This window comes from Bacillus sp. 165, assembly GCF_017742235.1.
Taxonomy (GTDB): Bacteria; Bacillota; Bacilli; order Bacillales; family Bacillaceae_G; genus JAGHKQ01.
This window is the reverse complement of the sequence record NZ_JAGHKQ010000007.1, coordinates 57,632-82,975: the sequence shown is the minus strand read 5'-3', so window position 1 is coordinate 82,975 and position 25,344 is coordinate 57,632. Positions and strand designations below refer to the sequence as shown.

Here is a 25,344-nt window from a genome sequence, read left to right as displayed (position 1 = left end):
GAAACGTGAAAATTCACGTAGTACAAAAAGGGGATACCCTTTTCAAAATTGCAAAAAAGTATAATGTGGACTTGGAACAATTGAAACAAGCGAACGCCCAGCTGAGTAATCCAGATTTAATTATGCCGGGAATGAAAGTGAAGGTACCTGCTGGTGGTGTACCAGTGAAAAACAGCATGGGGGCAGGTTCTGCTCCGCCAAAAGGCTATGTTAAAGAAGTACAGATGAAACAATCTGCTCAGCCGACACCTCTTACATTAGAGGAGAGTACCGATACATCAAAAACGCCTGCACAAACGAAACAGAAGGAAATGCCGATAGCACAGCCGCAACAAATGAAACAAAAAGAAGTACCGAAAGCGCAGCCAGTAGAAACGAAGACGCCAGAACCAGTTTCTAAAGCGAACCCACCTGCTCAGAAAGACACATCAAAATATTTTTCTGTTAATATTCTTCCACAAGCACCACAAGCGCCGAAATCACCATTTAATGTTTCTAAACAATTTAGTGTAGGGGAGAAGGCAGCGGATAAATCGAATGCAATGGTATCACCGGCAGCAAATAAATCGAATGCAATGGCATCACCGGCAGCGGATAAATCGAATGCAATGGCATCACCAGCAGCGGATAAATCGAATGCAATGGTATCACCGGCAGCGGATAAATCGAATGCAATGGCATCACCAGCAGCGGATAAATCGAATGCAATGGCATCACCAGCAGCGGATAAATCGAATGCAATGGTATCGCCAGTAGCAGACCAGTCAAACCCGATGGTATCACCAGCAGCCGATCCTGCTTTTGTTTCACCGGCTGGATTCGATCATACATTTATCCCACCGGTCTTTCCAACTAATACATTTGTATCTCCAACAATGTATACAAATCAAATGCCAATGGCAGAGGCGAATCAAATGCCAACGGCAGATACAAGTCAAATGCCTATGTATACAGATCCATCTGCATATATGCCGTATGCAGGGCCTGCTTATTATCCGCCACCGATGCCGCAGCCGTATCCAATGCCATATTGTCCGCCACCAATGCCGTATATGCCGCCAATGCCATATATGCAGCCAGCACCAGAGTATGTTCAAGGAGCGTATATGCCAGCACCGGTACCATATATGCCATATGATGTTAACAGTGCGTCGCATGGTGCAGATTCTTCTTCATTTAATATGCCGAATAATGCCAATATACAGTCTGAATCATCTGCAATGTATATGCCGAAGTATGATGAAAATGCACATGCCCCAATGCAAAATATGAACCCGTATATGGGGGCACAAAGTGATGATTGCGGTTGTGGAGGACCGCAGCCATATCCTTATCCTTATACCGCGCAGCCATATGGCTACCCGGCGGCGCCTTATGGTTATCAGCAAATGCCTTACGGTTATCGAGCACCTTATGGTTATCAGCATGCGCCATATCCTGCACCGTATGCCCAGCAACCAGGCGCTCCATATATGTATAATAGTGCTGAGCCGAACCCAGCGTTCGGTGTGCCGATTATCGATGACGAGGAAGAAGATGTATAAAAATAATAAAAAGGGCGATTTCTTTCCGAATCGCCTTTTTTTATCGCTTTTACAACATGGTGTAGAGGTGCAGGAAAGTAAAACAATCAAACCCCATGTGTTTACAATAACCACAAAAGAAAAAAAGAAAGTGATAAAAGGCTACTCATCAATTGTGTCTTTGCAAAAACAATTGCATTTTTTACACACTCTAAAAAGAACAGGATTTCTATCTACATCGTATCCTGATTCTTTTCCTTCTGGAGCATCCTATATTGAAGTAAATAATCGGTATTGGCTTATTACCGATTATATTGAACATCTTCAGCCTTTTGATTTTTCTTCTAGATCAAATCGCTTACAAGCCATCCTCTTATTAGAGCAATATCACCTTTATGCGTTTCAAATGCCGCCTTTTGTGTCTCCTTATATTACAAATTTCAATTGGTATGAAAAATGGTCCAGCAGAGTACAACGAATATTGAAATTCAGGAAGGAAGCAGAAAGATATATTGGAGAACAAATGGTTGCTGACATATTGGCGTGGTCTTTTTTTGCATTAGAAAAATTACGGAATATAGGAAAAAACGAACTCTTTCCTTTGAGCTTTATTCATGGTGATATTATTGACCATAACTTTGTACAAAGTAACAAAGGTTTATACATTATTGATTTTGACTGTGTTAGTATAGGTCCTGTTGCTTATGATTATGTTAAATATTGTCAATGTATTTTACCTTTTATTAATTGGTCATACGACGCATTATATGAGCATCCTCCTCTTATTCCATTTTTAAAAAAGCCGTGGTTTTTACTGGCTTTGCTACTCCCAAATGATTTATTACGTGAATGGAGCTACTTTTTATCTTTGCCCGAGGAGGAAAAAGTAAAATTCGAAAAAAATTTAGTAACTTTTACAAACAAAAATTTTGCATTACGAGCTAAATTTGTCCAAAAATTATATAATATGGTAACATGATTATTACTATAAATGTGTGAGAGGAAGTAACAAATGGAACAGCAAATTGAAAAATTAGTTGAATGGCTGAGAATTAAAGTAAGAGAAGCAAATGCAAAAGGAGCAATTGTTGGCATTAGCGGCGGTATTGACTCAGCAGTAGTTACCCATTTGATTAAGCGAGCTTTTCCTGAACAATCACTTGGTGTGATAATGCCTTGTAAAAGTAACCCGAAAGATCAAGAAGATGCTTTAAGAGTGGTTGAGAGCTCTGGAATCGATTACTATGTGGTGGACTTAACAGAAACACATCAAACGTTATTTTCTACAATTGAAACACAAGTTAAATCCAATGGAAAGTGGGACGAAGAAAAGGCAAAGCTTGGTGATGCTAACACAAGAGCGCGTCTTCGCATGACAACTTTGTATGCGGTAGCTAATAACTTTGGTTACTTAGTGGTGGGTACAGACAACGCTGCGGAATGGCATACAGGTTACTTCACAAAATATGGTGACGGAGGAGTTGACCTAGTTCCGCTTGTGCATTTCACAAAAGGAGAAGTGCGTGAAATGGCAAAACAATTAGGCGTGCCAGATGAAGTGATACATAAAGCACCAAGCGCAGGGCTATGGGAAGGGCAAACGGATGAGAATGAAATGGGCACTACGTATGACATGATTGATAAATACTTAAAAGGCGGAGAAATTCCAGAAGAAGACCGATTGATTATTGAAAGAATGCATGCTCGTTCTGAACATAAACGCCACTTAGCTGCAGCACCTCCAAAGTTTTAACTGATGTATTAAGGAAAGTACTTACAGTTTAAAAAAACTCCTTCTAACTCAACCTATGATTAGCATCCTTATTAGGGTGCTTCATACTAATTAGAGGGGGTTTTTGTTTTGAACAAAAAGATCAAAGTATTGACAACTTCTTTATTAGTATTTGGTGCGTTGAGTGCTTGTAATGTGGATAATAAAACCGCTATGGACAGACAAATGAATACCGCTTACAACTATAATCATGTAGGAAATTTCCCTGCCAATTATAGTTATGATCGAGTAGGGTATTACAGCTATAACAATTACCCGAACTCATATGGTTATGCACCGAAGCCTGTAAATGATTTTTTTGCAAATAAATATAGAACCGACGATATGTATGGCATGAAAAAAGTTCGTAACAACCGTCCGTCTAATTACAGTTTTGAACGTACAGGTTACTATAGCTATAACTACCCGAACGTAAACCAATATACAAATAACTCATTGAATATGAGTAACGTTAATAATCGTATAGGAAAATTACCTGCCAACTATAGTTATGATCGAGTAGGGTATTATAGCTTCAACAATTATCCAAATGCATATGGATATGCACCTAAATCGGTTATCAATCGCGATAATAACAATATAAATATATACGGTATGAAAAAAAGCGATGTAAACCTTGTGAAAAATGATCATAACGGCGATGTTAGGTATTCTGAAATCAATAAACGAATCCATGATAATAATAATGATGCTGATTACCATTATTATGCCGATCGTAATTTTCATGGCCACCTCACGGATGATAATTACGGCATGCGCCGTGTAAATTGGAGCAATTACAGCAATGGAGACGGGATAATTGCTGAAAAAATTTCTAATCGCATTGAAAAAATGACTAATGTTGATAAGGCATCAACTGTTGTATATGGAGACGATATTTTAGTTGCTGTAAAATCTAATACAGCAAATAAAGATATGGTGGAGAATGAGATCCGTAAGGCTGTTGAACCGTATGCGAAAAATCGGACAGTTCACGTGCAAGTTGATGAAACAATGTATAACAAAATTAAAGACCTTAATAATGATTTACGGTACGGTAAAGTATCAAATGGTATTAATAAAGACCTAGACAATATGTTTAATTCCTTGCGAACAAAATATAATAACATGACACGCTAAACCAATTGAAGTACTAAATAAAAACAGAGAAGAGGCTCCTCTTCTCTGTTTTTATTTAGTAACTGAATAGACAGTAAAAGCAGAAGATATGGCGCGAGGACTCATTGGATAAAACTTCTATTTATGGTCACACTAAAAGTGTGATATTGAAATAGAAATTTTTACTTTTCCAAAGAGGTGACAGAAAATGAAGTTCTTGGTTAAAGTAGTTATCGCTACATGTTTTATGTTGTTTATTCATGAATTAACTATCCAGTCTGTTACTTCACAAGTGCCAGATATTAGTTCTTCTGAACCAAAGAATGAAACGGCAGAACCCTATATTACAGTTATTTTACAGCGAACGTATTTAGATGGAGAAGTCAGTGAAGAAATACTTAGTCAGCGAGTACACACATTAGAAAAATTTTTGGAACAGCGTACAGATTGGCAGCTTGTGGACCGAGATGATATGCAAATCGTCCTGCAAAAGCGCATTGATGATATATCTCCTTTATTAAAAACGAGTGGGTATTTTGGAGTATCGAAGGAAGGGATTTTACAAATTTTTAAAGGCGTTCCCAAGACAAACAACGTAATTCAATCGTTTTTTCAAATCGACACTCGAAAAATGAAAAGCTATCAAAGACGTCAACTTGAAAAGGGAATCCGCATTAAATCAAAAGAGCGTTATGAAAAAGTATTAATCCAAATGAAACCATATTCTATCAAACGAGACTAGCTTTTGCTGGTCTTGTTGTTTTTCGAGCCTCTCTTTCAGAGTTCTCTATAGAAAAATAGATTAACTTTATCGGTTTATGTTACAATAGGATACATGCTCAAAAAGGGGAGAACATACGTTGTTTGAATATATAACTGGACAAATTGAATTTATAGGACCGGAGTATGTTGTAGTCGACCATAATGGGATTGGATATCAGATTTTCACTCCCAATCCGTACGTGTTTCATAAAAGCAGCGAACCTATTCGCATTTATACATATCAATATGTCAGAGAAGATATTCTTGCCTTATACGGTTTTAAATCAAGACAAGAGCGTTCATTATTTATAAAGTTGTTAAATGTGTCTGGAATAGGTCCCAAAGGTGGATTAGCAATTTTAGCGGCAGGACAAACGGAACAAGTTGTGCAGGCGATTGAAAATGAGGACGAAAAATTTTTAGTTAAATTTCCGGGAGTCGGCAAAAAGACAGCGCGCCAAATGATACTTGATTTGAAAGGAAAACTTGGAGAAGTGCTTACAGATACTGCACCCGATTTATTTTCTGATTCCGCTGTATTTGATACGAAGTCAGCCAGCACCTCAGCAGAACTTGATGATGCACTGGAGGCTTTAAAAGCATTGGGATATGCCGAGAGAGAAGTGGCTCGTGTTGTACCTGAACTTCTTAAGGAAGCTCTTTCCACAGATCAGTATATTAAGAAAGCGTTACAGCTGTTATTAAACGGGAAGAGGTGAATATAATGGAGGAACGGCTTGTATCAGGGGAATTGGTATATGAAGATGCTGAACTGGAGTTTTCCTTGCGCCCTCAAACCTTAAAGCAATATATTGGACAAGAAAAAGTAAAGAGCAATCTTGAGGTTTTTATTGAGGCAGCTAAATTACGAGAAGAAACATTGGATCATGTATTGTTATATGGACCTCCTGGATTAGGAAAAACAACGTTGGCAAATATTATCTCACAAGAAATGGGAGTGAACCTTCGAACAACATCAGGACCTGCGATTGAAAGACCGGGGGATTTAGCCGCAGTGTTGACAGCTCTGCAACCGGGAGATGTGTTGTTCATTGATGAAATTCACCGTCTCCCTCGTTCCGTCGAAGAGGTATTGTATCCGGCAATGGAAGACTTTTGTTTAGATATTGTTATTGGCAAAGGCCCTACTGCAAAATCCGTTCGAATTGATTTACCTCCGTTTACGCTTGTAGGCGCCACAACTCGCGCTGGCTCTTTAACGGCTCCTCTTCGTGATCGTTTTGGTGTTCTATGCCGATTAGAGTATTACAGTGTAGATCAGCTCTCTCATATTGTTGAGCGGACAGCCGAAGTCTTTGCAGTTGAAATTGAGCGAAGTGCTGCCGTAGAAATTGCAAAGCGAGCACGAGGGACACCTAGAATAGCGAACCGGTTATTAAGGCGTGTACGAGATTTTGCACAAGTAAGAGGAAATGGTATTATTACCCTGAACATTACCGATACGGCTCTTGAACTGCTTCAAGTAGATAAACTTGGATTAGATCATATTGATCATAAGCTTTTAAAAGGGATTATTGAAAAGTTTCGCGGCGGTCCGGTTGGACTGGATACTATTTCTGCTACGATTGGTGAGGAGGCCCTTACGATAGAGGATGTATATGAACCGTATTTGCTGCAAATCGGTTTTTTACAGCGTACTCCAAGAGGAAGGATTGCAACGCGTGCAGCATACGAACATTTTCATATAGAGGCTCCAGAAGCATGATGGATTTTTCGAAATTGTTTGTAAGCTTAGGAGTGATTTTTCTTGTGATGGGCTTGCTTTGGAAGGTTGTCGGCAGATTACCGGGAGATATCCTTATAAAAAAAGGAAACACAACTTTTTATTTTCCAATTGTTACCTCTATTATCATTAGTATTATCTTATCGGCAATTCTTTATATTATAAATAGACTAAAATAACGAGTGGTGGAATTATGGACGTAAATTTATTTGATTTTCATTTGCCTGAGGAATTGATTGCTCAAACTCCTCTTTTAGAACGTGAAAGCTCTCGTCTAATGGTGTTAGATCGTGCAAACGGTCATATTGAACATGAGAACTTCCCTGCAGTGCTTTCTTATTTAAGAAAGGGAGATTGTCTCGTATTGAATGAAACAAAAGTTATGCCTGCACGGCTGCATGGGGTAAAAGAAGATACAGGAGCCCATATTGAAGTGCTTTTGCTCAAACAGGAAGAACAGGATTGTTGGGATACACTCATTAAACCGGCGAAGCGTGTGAAAGAAGGAACGGTTCTTTCTTTTGGAGACGGTAGGTTAAAAGCAACATGTGTCGGTATGGGAGAGCAAGGAGGGCGAAAACTACAGTTTACTTATGAAGGTATCTTTTATGAAATATTGGACCAACTCGGTGAAATGCCACTGCCGCCATATATAAAGGAAAAGCTCGATGACCGCGACCGTTATCAAACAGTTTTTGCTCGTGAAGTAGGATCCGCTGCAGCACCAACGGCAGGGTTGCATTTTACAACAGACCTTCTTGAAAAGTTGAAGGAAAAGGGAGTGCATATAGCATTTATTACTCTTCATGTGGGGCTCGGAACGTTTCGGCCTGTAGCTGTCGAAAATGTATTGGAGCATGAAATGCATGCAGAATATTATCACATGTCTCAAGAGACAGCTCATCTTCTGAATCGCGTTAAAGAAGAAGGCGGCCGTATCGTGACAGTAGGCACAACTTCCACTCGTACGTTGGAGACAATAGCAACAAAGCATAATGGTAAGTTTGAAGGGGAATCGGGATGGACTGACATCTTTATGTACCCTGGTTATGAGTTTCAGGCAATTGATGGGCTGATTACTAATTTTCATTTGCCAAAATCTACGCTTATTATGCTTGTGAGTGCATTTGCTGGAAGAGAGCATGTTCTGCATGCATATAACGAAGCCGTAAAAGAAAAATATCGTTTCTTCAGCTTTGGAGATGCCATGTTGATTTTGTAATTTAGGAAAGGAGCAATATAATGGCAGCTATTACATATGAATTGATTAAAACTTGTAAGCAAACGGGAGCTCGTTTGGGAAAGGTCCACACACCGCATGGAACGTTTGAAACGCCTGTATTTATGCCTGTAGGAACGCTGGCAACGGTTAAAACGATGGCTCCAGAAGATTTAAAAGAAATGGGAGCGGGTATTATTTTAAGTAATACCTACCATCTCTGGCTTCGTCCAGGGCATGAAATCGTGAAAAAAGCCGGAGGGCTTCATAAATTTATGAACTGGGATCGTGCCATTTTAACAGATTCTGGTGGATTTCAAGTGTTCAGTTTAAGCGATTTCCGCCGTATTGAAGAGGAAGGCGTTCATTTCCGTAACCATCTAAACGGAGATAAATTATTTTTATCTCCAGAAAAGGCAATGGAGATTCAAAATGCATTAGGCTCTGATATTATGATGGCATTTGATGAATGTCCGCCGTTCCCGGCAACGTTCGACTATATGAAAAAATCTGTAGAACGTACAAGCCGCTGGGCAGAACGATGCTTAAGTGCTCATCAACGCCCTCACGATCAAGGATTATTTGGAATTGTGCAAGGTGGAGAGTTTGAAGAGCTGCGTAAACAAAGTGCAAAGGATTTAGTTTCATTAGATTTTCCAGGATATGCGGTGGGAGGACTATCCGTCGGTGAACCGAAAGATATTATGAATCGTGTGCTTGAATTCACAACACCGTTATTGCCAACAAATAAACCTCGTTATTTGATGGGAGTAGGGTCACCGGATTCTCTTATTGAAGGTGCGATTCGCGGTATCGATATGTTTGACTGTGTGTTGCCGACGCGTATTGCACGTAATGGAACATGTATGACAAGCAATGGAAGAGTGGTCATTAAAAATGCAAAATATGCGGAAGATTTTAGTCCGTTAGATCCGAATTGTGAATGTTATACATGCCGTAACTACTCTCGTGCATACATTCGCCATCTCATTCGTTGTGATGAAACATTTGGAATTCGCTTAACATCTTACCATAACCTGCATTTTCTGTTAAAATTAATGGAGCAAGTAAGACAAGCAATCAGAGAAGACCGACTTGGAGATTTTCGGGAAGAATTCTTTGAGCAATACGGCTTTAACAAGCCAAATGCAAAAAACTTTTAATATTTGTACATAAGGGAAAGGAGGACATAACTATGAATGGAATTTTAATGAATGTTTTACCGTTAGTAGCAATGTTCGCAATTTTTTACTTCCTGCTTATTCGTCCGCAGCAAAGGCGTCAAAAGGAAGTTGTAGCGATGCAAAATAACCTGAAAAAAGGTGACCAAGTAATAACAATTGGCGGCTTACACGGAATTGTAGATTCTGTTACAGATGCGACCGTTGTTGTAAAGGCTGGAAATGGATCCCATCTTACTTTCGAGCGTAACGCGATTCGTGAAGTAAAGAAGGCATAAAAAAAGCCCTTTGCTATGCAAAGGGCTTTTTTTATGCCTTCTTCGTAATATTAACTCCAAAAATTCCTCCAACAGTACTAGCAGCTAGAAGTAATGCATGATAAAGTAAATTTTCTTTTGAGAGAGTTTGAGAGTAACCTAAATAATTAATAAGAAAAACGAATAGAGAAAAAATAACACCTGTTCCCCCGCCGGCAAGCCACCCTTTAACTTTAGCTTTTACACCCGAGACAAAACCTGAAATGAGCATGGATAACACTGCGAGGACAAGAGTGGTAATGGTTAAAGATGATTCATCAATTTTTGTTAGCTTTAAAAGTAATGAAAGGCAAGCGCTCATTAAGACAGCCAAACATAAAATTGTACATAATCCAAAGATAACAGCTTTTCCAAGATTTTTCGTTCCAGTCATGTCATTGTCTCCCTTCGAGATTCTGTCCTTTATACAAGCATATTCTTGAAATATAAAGATAGAATACAAAAATCGAACGAGCATTATTATGATTCTAAACAATTGGGGAAACTTATAAAATGTACAAAATTTTTTCGGTTATTGGGGGAAGTTGTATGGAAGTTTTTCCGATAATTATTCGTACTTTCTTTGTATATTGTGTTATTCTTTTTATCTTTCGTTTAATGGGAAAACGGGAAATAGGAGAGCTGAGTATTTTGGATTTAGTAGTATTTATTATGATAGCTGAACTTGCTGTAATCGCCATTGAAGACCCCAAGTTATCTATAATCCATGCGATGCTTCCTATGTTTATACTAATGCTTGTTCAAATTATACTTGCGATGGTTTCGTTAAAAAGTCAAAAGGTGAGAAAAATATTAGATGGAGAACCGGTCATTCTTATTAAAGAAGGAAAAATTGATGAAAAACAAATGAAAAAACAACGCTATAATTTTGATGATTTGCTGCTACAGCTGCGCGAAAAGGAAATTGGAGACATTCGTGATGTGGAATATGCTATATTGGAGCCTTCTGGAAAGCTGTCTGTATTTGAAAAAGATCGATCTCTCAAAAAATGGATGACAAAACCGAAATTTTCATTACCGTTAATTATAGATGGAGTGATACAAGAAGATCATTTGGCTATGATTGAACAAACAAATTTATGGCTGCGGCAAAAGCTTCGAAATTTAGGGTATAAAGATGTACGGCAAATTTCATATTGTACGCTTCAGGACGGAGAGTTTTTTGTAGATATAAAAGATGAATAGACACCCCTTCCTGTGAAAGAAGGGATGTCTTTTTATCTTTTGCTTGTATCTGCAGAATGAAAGCCGGGTTAGAGAGCATGCTTTTTCTATTCATAGCTTATGGGTATACTGTTATACAGGTACAGTTTAAGATATCTTTATTTAAGAATAGATAAAGACGAAAGCTTTCGAATGAGAGGCAATCGTTGTAATTCTTCCTTCTTAATAAGGGAGAAAGTAATCAAGAGCAAGAAATATACAAGGCTTGTAATTAATATAGAACACAAAGTCTGAATACTGAGTGATGCGGAAAATACAACTTCATTATAGAGATACCAGCCTGTATACCCAGACAGAGCGATACAAATAAGCTCGTATAAGTACTCTCTTAAATAAATAGTGAACTGGACACGCTTCAGGACAGTGGCAAAATGGAGCAGGGTAACAGTAATAAAGCCGACAGCAATCGCTATAGCAACGCCCATAATTTGAAACTCTGGACGGGAAGCTAAAGCAACAATAACGATAATTTTAACAATAGACCCTATCAAACTATTAAACATAGCGGCTTTTGCCAAGTCTAATGCCTGCAAAGCTGCCGTCAACGGACCTTGAAAGTAATAAAGGATGGATAACGGAGCAAGTATCTTAATGAACATGACTGCATGATCAGTTCCGTACATAAGCATCAGCAGGGGAGAAGCAAACACATAAAGTATGACAGTTGCCCAGCCACCTGATACCATAGAGAGACGCATGGATTGCTGCATACGATATTCTACTAAACGATATTGCTTCTTAGCCATCGCTTCACTTATGGCAGGTACTAAGGAAGTGGATAATGCATAAGTGATAAAAGAAGGTAAAAAGAGCAGGGGCAGGGCATAACCAGTTAGTTCACCGTACTGTTTGGTCGCTATGGCTGCCGTTATTCCTGCTGCAGCCAAGCTCTGTGCTACAACAATGGGTTCCATAAAATAAGAAATAGAGCCTATAAAACGGCTTCCAGTAGTAGGGAGTCCGATTCTCATAAGGGAATAAAATGTATCTTGTCCTTCCCTTATTATGCGAGCAAATCCAAAGCTGAGGTGCGTTTGCTTTTCTTTTTTAAACATAATGAACATGTATAAAAGAGAGGCGAGTTCTCCCGCAACAGCAGAAAGCATGGCTCCAGCAGCGGCATACTCTACTCCGAAGGGTAAAAATGTTCGGATGCAAACAGCAATAAGTGTAATGCGAACTACTTGTTCAAGTACTTGAGCAAAGGAACTTGGCTTCATATTTTGTTTTCCTTGAAAATATCCTCGTAAAACTGAGGAGACAGCAATAATCGGGACTACAGGCAAAATAGCTATCAAAGGGTAATAAGTGCGCTGGTCAGTTAACATGGTGCGGGATAAGATAGGGGCAGCTACAATCAGAGCTGCAGTCAATATAACGCTTAGTGTCAGAGTGACTGTTAAAGATACTGTTAATACTTTTTGCACTTTTTGCTTATTGCCTACAGCTTCTGCTTCTGCAATAAGCTTTGCGATTGCAACAGGAAGACCAAGCTGTGTGATAGTAATAGCGAGTATAAAAGTCGGAACAGCCATCATATAGAGTCCGACCCCTTCTTCTCCAAGAATTCTTGCCATAACAATACGATTAACAAAACCTAACACCCTTGTTAGGAGACCGGCAAGAATTAAAATGAACGTTCCTCGTAAAAAGCTTTGCTTCGTCATCCTTTTCCCACCTTCTCAAATGCTATAGAATGATTTACAATTATCTATATGCTCGGATAGTGGGCAAGCATGACAAGGTATATCATAACGAAATTTTTTTATAATCTTTTTTTGCACTTTTTAGAAGAATATGTCTTGTTTACTTGCCGCATTTCGTACCTAATTTATAAAGGGAGGCCCTAATATGGTTGTGAAAGAACATCCAGTAGATATTTATCGTGAACAGTTGCAAATTGTAATTGAAAGCAAGGTAGATGAGTTTAAAATGATAGGATACGACCGAGTAACAGATGATGATATTTGGAGTTGTTTAAAAAGTAAAAAATGGAAGAAAATCCACGGTGATGTCAAAATCCATCAATTGGTTAACGATGTATTGACGTTATCGACAAGCGAGTATATGAATTTCTTGACAGTTGAGGCATATAAAGCACCTCTATGGTCGTTTGATGAATACAAATAAGGGGGGAATTTGACACTTATTCTGAAAAGTCTGTATAATTAATTGTAATGCGTGTGCTTTGGGAAAGGCAGAAGGAGGAGACATCATAATGGCAAAAAGAAGCAGAATCGTTGCATTCTTTCTCCTTGTTTTACTTATTGGAGGGATTATTGGAACAACGAGCAAAAACGTAACAAATAAAATCAGTCTTGGATTGGATTTGCAGGGCGGCTTCGAAATCTTATATCAAGTAAAGCCGGCAAAACCAGGTGACAAAGTGAATCATGAGGTTCTTGTGAGTACGGTACAAGCATTGGAAAAGCGTGTAAATGTACTCGGTGTAAGTGAACCAAATATTCAAATTGAAGGAAATGATCGTATCCGTGTGCAATTGGCGGGCGTAAAGGATCAAAATAAAGCGCGCGAAATTCTCTCTACGCAAGCAAAGCTTACATTCCGTGATGTAAATGATAATATATTGATGGATGGAAGTGACTTAAAAGAGGGCGGTGCTAAGCAAACATTTGATGACCAAAGCAGACCGAGTGTCGCTTTGACTTTAAAAAGTGCAGACAAATTCAAGGCGGTAACTGAAAAAGTCTTAGGCATGAAGCCAGACAACTTGATGGTCATTTGGCTTGATTTTGAAGATGGACAAGACTCTTATAAAGCAGAATCAGGAAAGGCTGATCCGAAATATTTATCAGCAGCTTCGGTAAATCAAGTATTTAATCAAACGGATGTTTCAATTGTTGGTTCATTTACGGCAAAAGAAGCTAAGCAACTAGCGGACTTATTAAATGCCGGTTCGCTGCCAGTTGAATTGAAAGAATTGTATTCTACTTCAGTTGGAGCAAAATTTGGTGAACAAGCATTGCAAAAAACTGTGTTTGCAGGCGCAGTTGGTATAGCTCTTATCTATCTGTTTATGCTTGCATTTTATCGTTTACCTGGGGTAATAGCCGTTATTATGGTATCGACGTATTTATTCTTAACTCTTGTTATTTTTGATTGGATGAATGCAGTTTTGACGCTTCCAGGTATTGCTGCGCTAGTATTAGGGGTCGGAATTGCGGTGGATAATAATATCATCACATACGAGCGTATAAAAGAGGAAATAAGGCTTGGAAAGTCGGTTATGTCAGCATACCGTTCTGGTAACCAGCGCTCTCTATCGACCATATTGGACGCAAATATCACGACACTTTTAGCGGCAGGGGTACTGTTTGTATATGGTTCAAGCTCTGTTAAAGGATTCGCAACAAGCTTGATAGTCAGTATTTTGATAGGCTTTATAACAAACGTATTCGGTACGCGCTTTATGATGAACTTACTTGTAAAGAGTCGTTTATTTGATAAGAAGCCAGGGTACTTCGGGGTAAAACCGAGTCAAATTACATCTCTTTCTAAAGGTGTTTCTCGTGTTCCAACTCGATACGACCGGATTGATTTTGTGAAACTGGGTCATAAGTTCCTAGTATTCTCTGTTATATCTGTAATTGTGGGTATAATTGTATTATCAATATTTAAGCTGAACCTTGGAATTGATTTTGCAAGCGGTACTCGTATGGATATTGCAAGTAAAGAAACGATTACCACAACAGAACTTCAAAACGATTTAAAAAGTATCGGAATCGATGCAAAAGATATTGTGTTAACAGGAACTGATAATCGAAACGCAGCTGTTCGTACAATAGGAGTTCTATCTAAAGAGAAAATTGCAGAGGCAAAAGACTTCTTTACGAAAGAATACGGTACAGAACCTAATGTGAGCACCGTATCTCCAACAGTTGGAAAAGAGTTGGCACGTAATGCGTTTATCGCTGTTATGATTGCTTCTCTTGGGATTATTTTGTATGTCAGCATGCGTTTCCGTTTTACGTATGCGGTATCTGCAGTATTAGCACTGCTTCATGACGCATTCTTTATTATTGCGTTCTTTAGCATTGTTCGCCTAGAGGTAGATTTGCCGTTCATCGCAGCAGTATTGACAATTGTAGGATACTCAATCAATGATTCTATCGTTACATTTGACCGAAACCGCGAGCTTTACAAGGCGAAGAAAAAAATTCGCTCTGTAGATGATTTGAAAGAAATCGTAAATGAAAGTATTCGCCAAACACTAAATCGTTCTGTGAATACAGTTCTTACAGTTCTTCTTCCTGTAGCGGCATTATTGATTTTTGGAAGTCAATCGCTTCGCAGCTTCTCGCTTGCATTATTTATAGGGCTTATTGTTGGTACGTATTCATCTGTTTTCGTAGCTTCTCAAATATGGCTGATGCTTGAAACGAGACGATTTAAAAAGGGGAAAACGACTACTAGAGTCGAACTTACAGACGAGCCGCAAGTATAATAGATATATTTTTTCTTCTAAGTACAAGATACAAACAGTAAAAAGACGATGCTCTTCTGATGGATAGAGGCATCGTCTTTTTTTATCGCAAATTATGTTCCGTTCAATTTATTCATGAGAGGAGTTACTTAGAATAAGGCGTTTCTTTTGAGACTCATACTGCTGAAATAGCAGGCGAACATTGTAACTGTAAAATGGCTTTAGTATAATGGATAAGTTAAGGGGGGATTTCTTTGTTAAAAGCAAGAACTCGTTGGAGACAGAAAGAACAAAATATAAAGCTGGTAACTAGGATTGCACATTCGTTACAGCTGCCCCCTCTCGTTACTTCGTTACTTGTAAACCGAGGATTGGATACAGAAGAGGCAGTAACTCAATTTCTTTATATAGAAAATCAAGATTTTCACGATCCTTTTTTATTACAGGACATGGATATCGCGGTGACCAGAATTAGAGAGGCTATTGAGAGCGGAGAAAAGATACTCGTGTATGGGGATTATGATGCAGACGGTGTGAGTAGTACAACAGTTATGCTCCTTGCTCTCAAACAACTGGGGGCGCATGTAGAGTTTTACATTCCAAATCGCTTCACAGAAGGATATGGTCCTAACGAAAAGGCTTTTCGTTGGGCAAAGGAAGCAGGTTTTACACTTATTATTACAGTAGATACAGGGATTTCAGCTTTACAGCCAGCGGCAGTTGCAAAGGAGCTAGAACTTGATTTAATCATAACCGACCATCATGAGCCGCCTCCTAAACTTCCTGATGCATATGCAATCATTCATCCCAAGCTAGAAGGCAGTGAATATCCTTTTAAAGAGCTTGCTGGAGTTGGAGTGGCATTTAAGCTTGCGCATGCTTTGTTGGGAGAGATGCCAGAGCATTTACTGGATATTGTCGTTCTCGGTACGATTGCAGATTTGGTACCTTTGCACGGGGAAAATCGTTTGATTGCTAAACGAGGAATTGCAAAGCTGCAGCAAACAAGCCGGATTGGACTGCAGGCATTGTTTCGAATTGCAAATATCAAGCAAAGTGAATTGAATGAAGACAGTGTCGGGTTCGCAATTGCACCTCGTATCAATGCAGTCGGGCGCTTAGAGGATGCTGCACCAGCTGTTCATTTATTATTAACTGAATCATCAGAGGAAGCACGTATACTTGCAGAGGAAATTGATGGATTGAATCGCCAACGACAGGAAATTGTGCAAGAAATTGCTGAAGAAGCGATTCAAGAAGTAGAGCAATACTATCCGCCTGAAGAGAATAAGGTGCTTGTGGTGGCCAAAGAGGGGTGGAATGCGGGGGTTATAGGAATTGTTGCATCTAAGCTCGTGGAACGTTTTTATCGGCCTACTATCGTATTGAGCATTGACCAAGATAAACAAATTGCTAAAGGCTCTGCCAGAAGCATTGAAGGCTTTGATTTGTTTGCCAATTTATCTGATTGCCGCGATATATTGCCGCATTTTGGCGGACACCCTATGGCTGCAGGTATGACTCTAAACCTAGAGCATGTGGAGGAGCTGCGTACCCGGTTAAATGAGGTGGCTTCCAAACAGCTGACTGAGGAAGACTTAATTCCAATTACATCAGTAGATATTGCGTGCGGGATAGAAGATGTAACTATTTCAACAATTGAGCAAATCCAAATGCTGGCACCATTTGGAATGGGAAATCCAAAGCCACGTTTACAAATCAAAAATGCTGGCATAGATAATATTAGGCAAATTGGAGCTGAAGGTACCCATTTGAAACTAGTTTTACAAAGTGGACAAGTAAAGCTAGACGGCATTGGGTTTGGGTTTGGGGCGTTAGCAGAAGAGATTTCTCCAGCTTCCTGTGTGTCTGTCGTTGGAGAAGCAGCTATTAATGAATGGAATAATTTCCGCAAGCCTCAAATTGTGATTCAAGATATCGCAGTGGAAGAGTGGCAATTATTTGATTTAAGAAGTGCTAAAAATATTAAAAAAGATTTACAAAAATTACCGAAAGAGCTGCTTACTATCGTATATTTCGAAGAAGAAAGCTTGCAGGCTTTTACACTTGAAGGATATGAATCATGCATGCTGCATATTGATTCACTCGAACAAGCAACAGATGATATGCGTGATAGATATGTAGTATTTCTAGATATGCCGTCAGAGTTGTCTTATATCGAACAGCTTTTATCTAAAGGATTTCCATCGCGGATTTATGCCGTATTTTATCAAGAAAATCATCATATGTTTAGTACGAACCCTACTCGAGAGCAATTCAGCTGGTATTATAAATTTCTTATGCAGAAATCTTCGTTCGATATTACGCAATATGGAGAGCAGCTTTGTAAACATAGAGGCTGGTCAAAAGATACAGTAAATTTTATGACACTGGTGTTTTTTGAGCTAGAATTTGTTACAATAAAGAATGGTGTTATTTTTATATCTAAAGATGTAAAAAAACGGGATCTTACTGAATCGAAAGCGTATCGTAAAAAACAAAGCCAACTGCAGTTAGAGCGAGAATTGCTGTATTCTACTTATGGGCAATTGAAGCAGTGGTTCAGTACCTTTCGAGATGGTTCTTTTATACATGAGGAGGCTTTAAAGTAATGGATTTGAAAAATTATATTGCAATTGTTCCGGATTATCCGAAAGAAGGAATTGTATTTAAAGATATTACTCCGTTGATGAATGATGGAGTAGCATATAAGTATGCAACAGATCAAATTGTAGAGTTTGCAAAAGATAAGCAGATTGATTTAGTTGTAGGACCAGAGGCACGCGGATTTATTATCGGTTGTCCTGTATCTTATGCTCTGGGAGTAGGGTTTGCGCCGGTTCGCAAAGAAGGAAAACTTCCTCGTGAAGTGGTGAAAGTAGATTATGGTAAAGAATACGGAAAAGATATTTTAACAATTCATAAGGATGCTATTCAACCGGGCCAACGTATTTTAATTACAGATGACCTGCTTGCAACAGGAGGTACAATTGAAGCTACAATTAAGCTTGTAGAGGAACTTGGCGGAGTAGTTGCTGGTATTGCCTTTTTAGTAGACCTTTCGTATTTGAACGGAAGAGAGAAACTCAAAGACTACGATGTATTAACATTGATGACGTATTAAAAGAATTGAGTACTCATTATGAGTGCTCTTTTTGTTATCCATATTTTGTTACAGTTTTTGTAAGCTCTTTCTTTTTCACAATTCCTAATAATTACGTTATAATGAAGAAATATAATTGAACTTTTTATATTAATAAGAGCTGTTTCAAAAGGAACGATTCGGATATAACTAGGTACTATACTGCTTGTTAAAGCGGAGCTTTTACGAATAACAGGAATAAAAAGGTGATTCAATGGCGAATGAACAAGTTCTAACTGCAGAACAAGTAATTGAAAAAGCAAATGCATATCTAGAGAATAAGGATGATAGAGAACTGGTGAAACGTGCGTATGAATTTGCACGGGAAGCACACAGTGAGCAATATCGAAAGTCTGGAGAGCCGTATATAATTCATCCTATTCAAGTAGCTGGAATTTTAGCAGACTTAAAAATGGACCCGGCGACTGTATCTGCTGGATTTCTTCATGATGTCGTTGAAGATACGGCAGTAACATTAGAAGACATAGAACGAGAATTCAACAACGAAGTGGCTATGCTTGTGGACGGAGTGACCAAGCTAGGCAAAATTAAATATAAATCAAAAGAAGAGCAGCAAGCAGAAAATCATCGTAAAATGTTTGTTGCAATGGCACAGGATATTCGTGTGATTTTAATTAAACTTGCGGATCGCTTGCACAATATGCGAACTTTAAAGCATTTGCCAAGTGAGAAACAACAGCGCATTGCAAATGAAACTTTAGAAATTTTTGCGCCTCTTGCTCATCGTCTTGGAATTTCTACTGTCAAATGGGAGCTTGAAGACACGGCACTGCGCTATTTAAACCCGCAGCAATATTACCGTATCGTTAATTTAATGAAAAAGAAACGAGCTGAGCGGGAGGAATATTTAGAAACGGTTATGGAAGGGATTCATGACAAATTGTCTGAAGTATCCATCCATGCTGAGATTTCAGGACGGCCGAAACATATCTACAGCATTTATCGTAAGATGGTGCTGCAAAATAAACAATTCAATGAAATTTATGATTTGTTAGCTGTACGTGTCATTGTAAATAGTATTAAAGATTGTTATGCAGTATTAGGGATTATCCATACATGCTGGAAGCCAATGCCGGGACGTTTTAAGGATTATATTGCTATGCCAAAGGCAAATCTATATCAATCTCTTCATACGACTGTAATTGGTCCAAAGGGAGAGCCGCTTGAAGTACAAATTCGTACAAAAGAAATGCATGAAATTGCCGAGTTCGGTATCGCGGCTCACTGGGCATATAAAGAAGGAAAACCTGTAACAGAGAATGAGTCATTAGAGAAAAAGTTAACCTGGTTTCGTCAAATCGTGGAATGGCAGAATGATGCCAGCAATGCAGAAGAGTTTATGGAATCTTTAAAAATCGATTTATTCTCAGATATGGTATTTGTGTTTACGCCAAAAGGAGATGTCCTGGAGCTCCCTTTAGGCTCTGTCCCAATTGATTTTGCTTACCGCATTCACTCGGAAATTGGCAATAAAACAATTGGAGCAAAAATTAATGGTAAAATGGTTCCTTTAGATTATAAACTAAAGACTGGTGATATCATTGAGATTTTAACATCAAAGCACTCGTATGGTCCAAGCCAAGATTGGGTAAAGCTTGCCCAAACTTCTCATGCAAAAAATAAAATTCGCCAGTTTTTCAAAAAGCAACGTCGTGATGAAAATATTGAAAAAGGAAAAGAATTAGTTGAAAAAGAGCTAAAAGGACTTGAATACGATATAAAAGAAGTATTAACGTCTGAAAATTTAAAACGAGTAGCTGAGAAATTTAATTTTGCAAATGAGGAAGATATGTATGCAGCCGTTGGTTATAACGGCATTACTGCTGCACAAATTGTGACACGTTTGGCAGACAAGTTTCGGAAGAAGCAGGAGCAGGAAGGACTATTATTAGATAAGGCAATTACCGAAGTTCGTATGCCGATGAAAATTAAGCGACGTGATTCCGGAATTAAAGTAAGTGGTGTGGACAATTTATTGATTCGCTTGTCAAAATGCTGCAATCCGGTGCCAGGCGATGAAATTGTTGGGTACATTACAAAAGGAAGAGGTGTGTCTATTCATCGTACAGATTGTGTGAATGTGCAAATAGAGGAGGCACAAGACCGTCTTTTAGATGTAGAGTGGGAAAGCAGTCCTGAAAAAGAAATCGAGTATAATGTGGATATTGAAATTTCAGGGTATGACAGAAGGGGATTACTGAATGAAGTAATGCAGGCAGTGAATGAAACAAAAACGTATATTTCTGCCGTTTCAGGGCGAAGCGACCGAAATAAAATGGCAACTATTCACATGTCCATTTCCATTAATAATTTGCATCATTTACAGAAGGTAGTAGATCGTATCAAGCAAGTGCGGGATATATATTCAGTACGAAGATTAATGCACTAGAAAGGGTTCGAGAATGAGGATAGTAGTACAGCGTACAAAAGAAGCATCCGTGACAGTTGATAATAACATAGTAGGACAAATTCCGTTTGGTTTTATGCTGCTTGTTGGAGTGACTCATGAAGACACGGAAGCGGATGCTGCTTATGCAGCGGAAAAGATAGTCAACTTACGTGTGTTTGAGGATGAAGCAGAAAAAATGAATCATTCCTTATTGGATGTAGGCGGACAAATATTGTCTGTATCTCAATTTACCTTATATGGAGATTGTAAAAAGGGAAGGCGCCCGAATTTTATGGCAGCAGCTCGGCCGGACCATGCAAAACATATTTATGATGTCTTTAATGAGGAACTTCGTAAGCAAGGGATTCATGTAGAAACTGGTGAATTTGGGGCGATGATGGATGTTCGTCTTGTCAATGATGGTCCTGTTACCTTAATTGTAGAAAGTAAATAAAAACACTGAACGGCTACCGTTCAGTGTTTTTATTTATATATGTTTTCCTTATATAAGCTAAAGGCATTGGAAAGCTATAGGTAGGGCTACGCACCTAAGCACTTAGTAAAAAATTAGATAGCAGTACTGACAGGTTAAAGTAACGGAAAACATGCTTTACGATGAATATCTCTGTGGGAAACATGGAAAGATAGAAAAATAACGTCTACAAGAATGCGAGGGAAAAATGTATGAGAATGAATGAAAGAGGCAATAACGTAATCAATAGTGCTAATCAGCTGTTTCATGTGAATTTCCATGATTTTTCGTCGAAAGATCCGAGCGTTTCGTCCATGGAGCTTGCAAGTGAGTTTGGGATTTCATTGAATGATGTGAAACAGTTGAAAAAAAGATTAGAGCGTTCATAAAAGTCTTGACATTTTTATAATGGAAACGTATAGTAATAAACAAATTCTAATTTACAAGTACATAGCTACAACCGATGATGGAGAAGAGTACATAAGAATACACATGAATAGAGAGGGAATGCCTTAGGCTGCAAGCATTTCTACATGATGACTTATCGAAAGAACACTCCGTAGGTTTCGCTCTGAAAGGCATGGCTTATTAGGAGCAGAACGTGTTAGGCGTTAACTAAAAAGTGGAAGCTTTTAGCTTCAATTAGGGTGGCACCACGGGTATTAAACTCTCGTCCCTACTTGTTTTCAAGTAGGGACGAGAGTTTTTTTGTATAGAAATTGTTTTGTTGAATGAGGAGGAGAATGTTATGTCCATTCAAATTCCAAGAGGAACACAAGATATCCTTCCTGGAACAGTAGAGTTATGGCAGTATATCGAGGAACAAGCCCGAAATATTTGCCGTCGTTACAATTATAAAGAAATTCGTACGCCAATTTTTGAGCATACAGAATTGTTTTTGCGCGGTGTGGGAGATACAACGGACATTGTCCAAAAGGAAATGTATACTTTCGAGGACCGTGGGGAGCGAAGCTTAACATTGCGTCCAGAGGGGACAGCTTCTGTTGTCCGTTCGTATGTCGAGAACAAAATGTATGGAGATGCCTCTCAGCCGACAAAGCTGTTTTATATTGGGCCGATGTTCCGTTATGAACGACCGCAATCTGGCCGATATCGTCAATTTGTTCAGTTCGGAATTGAAGCTATCGGTAGCAATGATCCTGCCATTGATGCAGAAGTAATCGCATTAGCCATGGAATTTTATAAAGGACTCGGGCTAAAAAATGTAAAGCTGATGCTTAACAGCCTTGGAGATACAGAGAGTCGTCAAGCGCACCGACAAGCATTGGTAAATCATTTTGAGCCGCGAATTCAAGAGTTTTGCAGCGACTGTCAAACAAGGCTTCACAAAAATCCGCTTCGTATCTTGGATTGTAAAAAAGACCGCAATCATGAACTGATGAAAACTGCTCCATCCATTACTGAATACTTAAATGAAAGCTCTCAAGTATACTATGAAAAAGTACAAGAACTGCTGACCCTGGTAGGAATCCCGTTTGAAAAAGATCCGAATCTTGTACGAGGCTTGGACTATTATCAGCATACTGTGTTCGAAATCATGAGTGAGGCTGAGGGATTTGGAGCTATCACAACACTAAGCGGCGGAGGCCGTTACAATGGATTAGTTCAAGAAATTGGCGGACCAGAAGAACCGGGGATTGGTTTTGCATTAAGTATTGAGCGTTTGTTGATGGCATTACAAGCAGAGAAAATTGAGCTTCCTGTTCTTCAAAAAATGGACTGCTATGTAGTGGCATTAGGAGAGAAAGCAAAAGATCAAGCTGCGAAGCTGCTATTTGACTTACGCAAGGCAGGACTTACTTGTGATAAGGATTATCAAGACCGCAAAGTAAAAGCGCAATTTAAAGCAGCAGACCGTGCAAGCGCCAAGTTTGTCGCTGTATTAGGGGAAGATGAACTGGAACGTAATATCATTAATGTAAAAGACATGAATACAGGACAACAAGAGGAAGTAGGATTAGATTTGTTTGTTTCTTATTTAGCAGAAAAAGCGTTGTAGGAGGAGACAAAAATGGCTGAAAGAACCCATCATTGTGGAGAAGTGAGAGTAGAAGATATTGGCAAGCAAGTTCAGTTGAAAGGCTGGGTGCAAAAGCGTAGAGATTTAGGCGGATTAATTTTTATCGATTTGCGTGATCGTATGGGGCTTGTGCAAGTAGTATTTAGTCCTGAAGTTTCACAAGAAGCTTTAGAAAAAGCAGAAACAGTTCGAAATGAATATGTTCTTCAAGTTACAGGGACAGTAGTAGAGCGTGCGACAGGACAAGTCAATGAAAACTTGGCGACAGGGGGGATTGAGATCCAAGCCACTGATCTAGCTATTTTAAACAGTGCGAAAACTCCTCCATTTGTTATTGCAGATCAAACTGATGTTTCAGAAGATGTACGTTTGAAATATCGATACTTGGATTTACGTCGTCCGGTTATGCTTGAAACTTTCAAGCTGCGACACAATATAACAAAGGCGATGCGTAATTTCTTGGATAACGAAGGCTTTTTAGAAGTAGAAACTCCTATTTTAACGAAGAGCACGCCAGAAGGAGCGCGTGATTATTTAGTACCGAGCCGTGTGCATCCTGGTGAATTTTATGCATTGCCGCAATCTCCACAAATCTTTAAACAGCTTCTTATGGTAGGCGGCTTTGAGCGTTACTATCAAGTAGCACGTTGTTTCCGTGATGAAGATTTACGTGCTGACCGTCAGCCAGAATTTACGCAAATTGATATTGAGGCATCCTTTTTGACGCAGGATGAGCTCATTGAAATGATGGAAGTAATGATGGTTTCTGTGATGAAACAGGCAAAGAACCTGGAGATTCCAACTCCGTTCCCGCGCATGACTTATGATGAAGCGATGGGCCGTTATGGATCTGATAAGCCAGATACTCGTTTTTCAATGGAGCTGACTGACCTTTCTGAATTTGCGGCGAGCTGCGGTTTTAAAGTATTTACAAGCGCAGTAGAGAGCGGTGGACAAGTGAAGGCGCTTAATGCAAAGGGAGCAGCAGATAAGTATTCTCGTAAAGATATTGATGCCTTAACAGAATTTGTGAAAATTTACGGAGCAAAAGGGCTTGCATGGTTAAAGGTAGAAGCAGACGGTTTAAAAGGACCAATTGCAAAATTCTTTAATGAAGAAGACAGTGCAACAATTACAACGCTTTTACAAGCGGAAGCAGGAGATTTATTGTTGTTTGTGGCTGACAAAAAATCAGTTGTAGCGGACAGCTTAGGAGCGTTGCGTTTAAAGCTTGGAAAAGAGCTTGAATTAATAGATGAAAGCAAGTTCAATTTCCTTTGGGTAACAGATTGGCCGCTTTTAGAGTACGATGAAGAAGCAGGCCGTTATTTTGCAGCACACCATCCATTCACAATGCCGCTGCGTGAAGATGTTCCGTTATTAGATACAGACCCGGCTCGAGTACGTGCGCAAGCATATGACCTTGTATTAAACGGGTATGAACTTGGCGGTGGTTCTTTACGTATTTACGAGCGCGAGATTCAAGAAAAAATGTTCAGCGTATTGGGCTTTACAAAGGAAGAGGCAAAAGAGCAGTTTGGCTTCTTACTTGAGGCGTTTGAATATGGAACTCCTCCGCACGGCGGAATTGCATTAGGGCTAGACCGTGTAGTTATGCTGTTAGCAGGAAGAACGAATCTTCGCGATACTATTGCCTTTCCAAAAACAGCAAGTGCAAGCTGCTTGTTAACTAATGCTCCAGGTGAAGTAGCTGAAGCTCAGTTAGATGAACTTCACTTGCAGTTAAAAAGAATCGAAAAAGAATAACCTATCAATACGATCCTATGTGGATATACTAATTCACATAGGATTTTTTTATTGGTTAAGAACGTATTATTGAGGTGTTTTTATGTATGCAGGTGCGTAATGAAAAGAATGACATAGTAGAGAAAGGACTATCACTAGACTTAACAACTAGGGATACAACTATCTAATAACGACTGAGCATGGATGATTTGTCTGTACTCGGCTTTTT

General features: G+C 39.1%; 23 protein-coding genes and 1 other annotated feature. Of the genes, 21 read left to right on the top strand and 2 right to left on the bottom strand.

What is annotated here, in order from left to right:
- Positions 1 to 5: 5 nt before the first annotated feature.
- The 11 genes from safA to yajC all read left to right on the top strand — a co-directional run bounded on the left by safA (position 6) and on the right by yajC (position 9,597).
- On the top strand, positions 6 to 1,544 hold the full coding sequence (gene safA, locus J7Q84_RS18600) for a SafA/ExsA family spore coat assembly protein (RefSeq protein ID WP_209094868.1): 1,539 nt from the start codon (positions 6 to 8) through the stop codon (positions 1,542 to 1,544).
- Entirely contained in the window at positions 1,537 to 2,502 is a 966-nt protein-coding gene (locus J7Q84_RS12325) for a phosphotransferase (RefSeq protein WP_209094867.1), read from the top strand. Before safA ends, J7Q84_RS12325 begins: the two co-directional genes overlap by 8 nt.
- A gap of 33 nt (positions 2,503 to 2,535) precedes the next feature.
- Positions 2,536 to 3,276: an NAD(+) synthase gene (nadE, locus tag J7Q84_RS12320; RefSeq protein ID WP_209094866.1), complete on the top strand. Its 741-nt coding sequence runs from the start codon at positions 2,536 to 2,538 to the stop codon at positions 3,274 to 3,276.
- A 108-nt stretch (positions 3,277 to 3,384) separates the two neighbouring features.
- A complete protein-coding gene (locus J7Q84_RS12315; RefSeq protein WP_209094865.1) occupies positions 3,385 to 4,434 on the top strand; it encodes a YhcN/YlaJ family sporulation lipoprotein in 1,050 nt (349 codons plus the stop codon).
- A gap of 187 nt (positions 4,435 to 4,621) precedes the next feature.
- A complete protein-coding gene (locus tag J7Q84_RS12310; RefSeq protein ID WP_209094864.1) occupies positions 4,622 to 5,155 on the top strand; it encodes a BofC C-terminal domain-containing protein in 534 nt (177 codons plus the stop codon).
- A 118-nt stretch (positions 5,156 to 5,273) separates the two neighbouring features.
- Positions 5,274 to 5,894 (top strand): Holliday junction branch migration protein RuvA, encoded by a 621-nt coding sequence (gene ruvA, locus J7Q84_RS12305; protein WP_209094863.1) that lies wholly within the window; start codon positions 5,274 to 5,276, stop codon positions 5,892 to 5,894.
- Between the two features lie 5 nt (positions 5,895 to 5,899).
- Positions 5,900 to 6,901: a Holliday junction branch migration DNA helicase RuvB gene (gene ruvB / locus J7Q84_RS12300; RefSeq protein WP_209094862.1), complete on the top strand. Its 1,002-nt coding sequence runs from the start codon at positions 5,900 to 5,902 to the stop codon at positions 6,899 to 6,901.
- Complete coding sequence (locus J7Q84_RS12295) at positions 6,898 to 7,098, top strand: DUF2905 domain-containing protein (RefSeq protein WP_209094861.1); 201 nt, start codon at positions 6,898 to 6,900, stop codon at positions 7,096 to 7,098. Before ruvB ends, J7Q84_RS12295 begins: the two co-directional genes overlap by 4 nt.
- Before the next feature lie 14 nt (positions 7,099 to 7,112).
- Complete coding sequence (gene queA / locus J7Q84_RS12290; protein ID WP_209094860.1) at positions 7,113 to 8,141, top strand: tRNA preQ1(34) S-adenosylmethionine ribosyltransferase-isomerase QueA; 1,029 nt, start codon at positions 7,113 to 7,115, stop codon at positions 8,139 to 8,141.
- A 20-nt stretch (positions 8,142 to 8,161) separates the two neighbouring features.
- On the top strand, positions 8,162 to 9,301 hold the full coding sequence (gene tgt / locus J7Q84_RS12285; RefSeq protein WP_209094859.1) for a tRNA guanosine(34) transglycosylase Tgt: 1,140 nt from the start codon (positions 8,162 to 8,164) through the stop codon (positions 9,299 to 9,301).
- A gap of 32 nt (positions 9,302 to 9,333) precedes the next feature.
- Complete coding sequence (yajC, locus tag J7Q84_RS12280; RefSeq protein ID WP_209094858.1) at positions 9,334 to 9,597, top strand: preprotein translocase subunit YajC; 264 nt, start codon at positions 9,334 to 9,336, stop codon at positions 9,595 to 9,597.
- A gap of 31 nt (positions 9,598 to 9,628) precedes the next feature.
- Here yajC and J7Q84_RS12275 read toward each other — a convergent pair whose 3' ends face one another.
- Positions 9,629 to 10,009 (bottom strand): TIGR04086 family membrane protein, encoded by a 381-nt coding sequence (locus J7Q84_RS12275; protein ID WP_209094857.1) that lies wholly within the window; start codon positions 10,007 to 10,009, stop codon positions 9,629 to 9,631.
- A gap of 155 nt (positions 10,010 to 10,164) precedes the next feature.
- On the opposite strand from J7Q84_RS12275, the gene J7Q84_RS12270 reads away from it, so the two are divergent.
- On the top strand, positions 10,165 to 10,821 hold the full coding sequence (locus tag J7Q84_RS12270) for a DUF421 domain-containing protein (RefSeq protein ID WP_209094856.1): 657 nt from the start codon (positions 10,165 to 10,167) through the stop codon (positions 10,819 to 10,821).
- A gap of 137 nt (positions 10,822 to 10,958) precedes the next feature.
- Here J7Q84_RS12270 and spoVB read toward each other — a convergent pair whose 3' ends face one another.
- A complete protein-coding gene (spoVB, locus tag J7Q84_RS12265; RefSeq protein WP_209094855.1) occupies positions 10,959 to 12,527 on the bottom strand; it encodes a stage V sporulation protein B in 1,569 nt (522 codons plus the stop codon).
- Between the two features lie 184 nt (positions 12,528 to 12,711).
- Between spoVB and J7Q84_RS12260 the strand changes: the two genes are divergently transcribed.
- From J7Q84_RS12260 to aspS, 9 genes are all read left to right on the top strand, one after another.
- Entirely contained in the window at positions 12,712 to 12,990 is a 279-nt protein-coding gene (locus tag J7Q84_RS12260) for a post-transcriptional regulator (RefSeq protein ID WP_209094854.1), read from the top strand.
- An 88-nt stretch (positions 12,991 to 13,078) separates the two neighbouring features.
- Entirely contained in the window at positions 13,079 to 15,325 is a 2,247-nt protein-coding gene (gene secDF / locus J7Q84_RS12255) for a protein translocase subunit SecDF (RefSeq protein WP_209094853.1), read from the top strand.
- A 233-nt stretch (positions 15,326 to 15,558) separates the two neighbouring features.
- Positions 15,559 to 17,916, top strand: a complete 2,358-nt coding sequence (gene recJ / locus J7Q84_RS12250) for a single-stranded-DNA-specific exonuclease RecJ (protein ID WP_209094852.1) — start codon at positions 15,559 to 15,561, stop codon at positions 17,914 to 17,916.
- On the top strand, positions 17,916 to 18,428 hold the full coding sequence (locus J7Q84_RS12245; RefSeq protein ID WP_209094851.1) for an adenine phosphoribosyltransferase: 513 nt from the start codon (positions 17,916 to 17,918) through the stop codon (positions 18,426 to 18,428). Before recJ ends, J7Q84_RS12245 begins: the two co-directional genes overlap by 1 nt.
- A gap of 232 nt (positions 18,429 to 18,660) precedes the next feature.
- On the top strand, positions 18,661 to 20,856 hold the full coding sequence (locus J7Q84_RS12240; RefSeq protein WP_209094850.1) for a RelA/SpoT family protein: 2,196 nt from the start codon (positions 18,661 to 18,663) through the stop codon (positions 20,854 to 20,856).
- Positions 20,857 to 20,869: 13 nt separating this feature from the next.
- The gene (gene dtd / locus J7Q84_RS12235; protein ID WP_209094849.1) at positions 20,870 to 21,310 is read left to right on the top strand and encodes a D-aminoacyl-tRNA deacylase; all 441 of its coding nucleotides are present in this window, start codon (positions 20,870 to 20,872) and stop codon (positions 21,308 to 21,310) included.
- 230 nt (positions 21,311 to 21,540) lie between these two features.
- Positions 21,541 to 21,717, top strand: a complete 177-nt coding sequence (locus tag J7Q84_RS12230) for a hypothetical protein (RefSeq protein ID WP_209094848.1) — start codon at positions 21,541 to 21,543, stop codon at positions 21,715 to 21,717.
- Positions 21,718 to 21,782: 65 nt separating this feature from the next.
- Positions 21,783 to 22,009 (top strand) — a binding site (T-box leader).
- A 67-nt stretch (positions 22,010 to 22,076) separates the two neighbouring features.
- Positions 22,077 to 23,348, top strand: a complete 1,272-nt coding sequence (gene hisS, locus J7Q84_RS12225; protein WP_209094847.1) for a histidine--tRNA ligase — start codon at positions 22,077 to 22,079, stop codon at positions 23,346 to 23,348.
- Between the two features lie 12 nt (positions 23,349 to 23,360).
- Positions 23,361 to 25,136, top strand: coding sequence for an aspartate--tRNA ligase (gene aspS, locus J7Q84_RS12220; protein WP_209094846.1), 1,776 nt, complete (start codon positions 23,361 to 23,363; stop codon positions 25,134 to 25,136).
- Positions 25,137 to 25,344: the final 208 nt, after the last annotated feature.

Bases quoted from the DNA above. Each gene is read 5' to 3' on its own strand.
- J7Q84_RS12325 (WP_209094867.1), top strand. From the start codon at position 1,537: ATGTATAAAAATAATAAAAAGGGCGATTTCTTTCCGAATCGCCTTTTT.
- nadE (WP_209094866.1), top strand. From the start codon at position 2,536: ATGGAACAGCAAATTGAAAAATTAGTTGAATGGCTGAGAATTAAAGTA.
- J7Q84_RS12310 (WP_209094864.1), top strand. From the start codon at position 4,622: ATGAAGTTCTTGGTTAAAGTAGTTATCGCTACATGTTTTATGTTGTTT.
- ruvB (WP_209094862.1), top strand. From the start codon at position 5,900: ATGGAGGAACGGCTTGTATCAGGGGAATTGGTATATGAAGATGCTGAA.
- J7Q84_RS12295 (WP_209094861.1), top strand. From the start codon at position 6,898: ATGATGGATTTTTCGAAATTGTTTGTAAGCTTAGGAGTGATTTTTCTT.
- queA (WP_209094860.1), top strand. From the start codon at position 7,113: ATGGACGTAAATTTATTTGATTTTCATTTGCCTGAGGAATTGATTGCT.
- tgt (WP_209094859.1), top strand. From the start codon at position 8,162: ATGGCAGCTATTACATATGAATTGATTAAAACTTGTAAGCAAACGGGA.
- yajC (WP_209094858.1), top strand. From the start codon at position 9,334: ATGAATGGAATTTTAATGAATGTTTTACCGTTAGTAGCAATGTTCGCA.
- J7Q84_RS12275 (WP_209094857.1), bottom strand. From the start codon at position 10,009: ATGACTGGAACGAAAAATCTTGGAAAAGCTGTTATCTTTGGATTATGT.
- J7Q84_RS12270 (WP_209094856.1), top strand. From the start codon at position 10,165: ATGGAAGTTTTTCCGATAATTATTCGTACTTTCTTTGTATATTGTGTT.
- spoVB (WP_209094855.1), bottom strand. From the start codon at position 12,527: ATGACGAAGCAAAGCTTTTTACGAGGAACGTTCATTTTAATTCTTGCC.
- J7Q84_RS12260 (WP_209094854.1), top strand. From the start codon at position 12,712: ATGGTTGTGAAAGAACATCCAGTAGATATTTATCGTGAACAGTTGCAA.
- secDF (WP_209094853.1), top strand. From the start codon at position 13,079: ATGGCAAAAAGAAGCAGAATCGTTGCATTCTTTCTCCTTGTTTTACTT.
- J7Q84_RS12245 (WP_209094851.1), top strand. From the start codon at position 17,916: ATGGATTTGAAAAATTATATTGCAATTGTTCCGGATTATCCGAAAGAA.
- J7Q84_RS12240 (WP_209094850.1), top strand. From the start codon at position 18,661: ATGGCGAATGAACAAGTTCTAACTGCAGAACAAGTAATTGAAAAAGCA.
- dtd (WP_209094849.1), top strand. From the start codon at position 20,870: ATGAGGATAGTAGTACAGCGTACAAAAGAAGCATCCGTGACAGTTGAT.
- J7Q84_RS12230 (WP_209094848.1), top strand. From the start codon at position 21,541: ATGAGAATGAATGAAAGAGGCAATAACGTAATCAATAGTGCTAATCAG.
- hisS (WP_209094847.1), top strand. From the start codon at position 22,077: ATGTCCATTCAAATTCCAAGAGGAACACAAGATATCCTTCCTGGAACA.
- aspS (WP_209094846.1), top strand. From the start codon at position 23,361: ATGGCTGAAAGAACCCATCATTGTGGAGAAGTGAGAGTAGAAGATATT.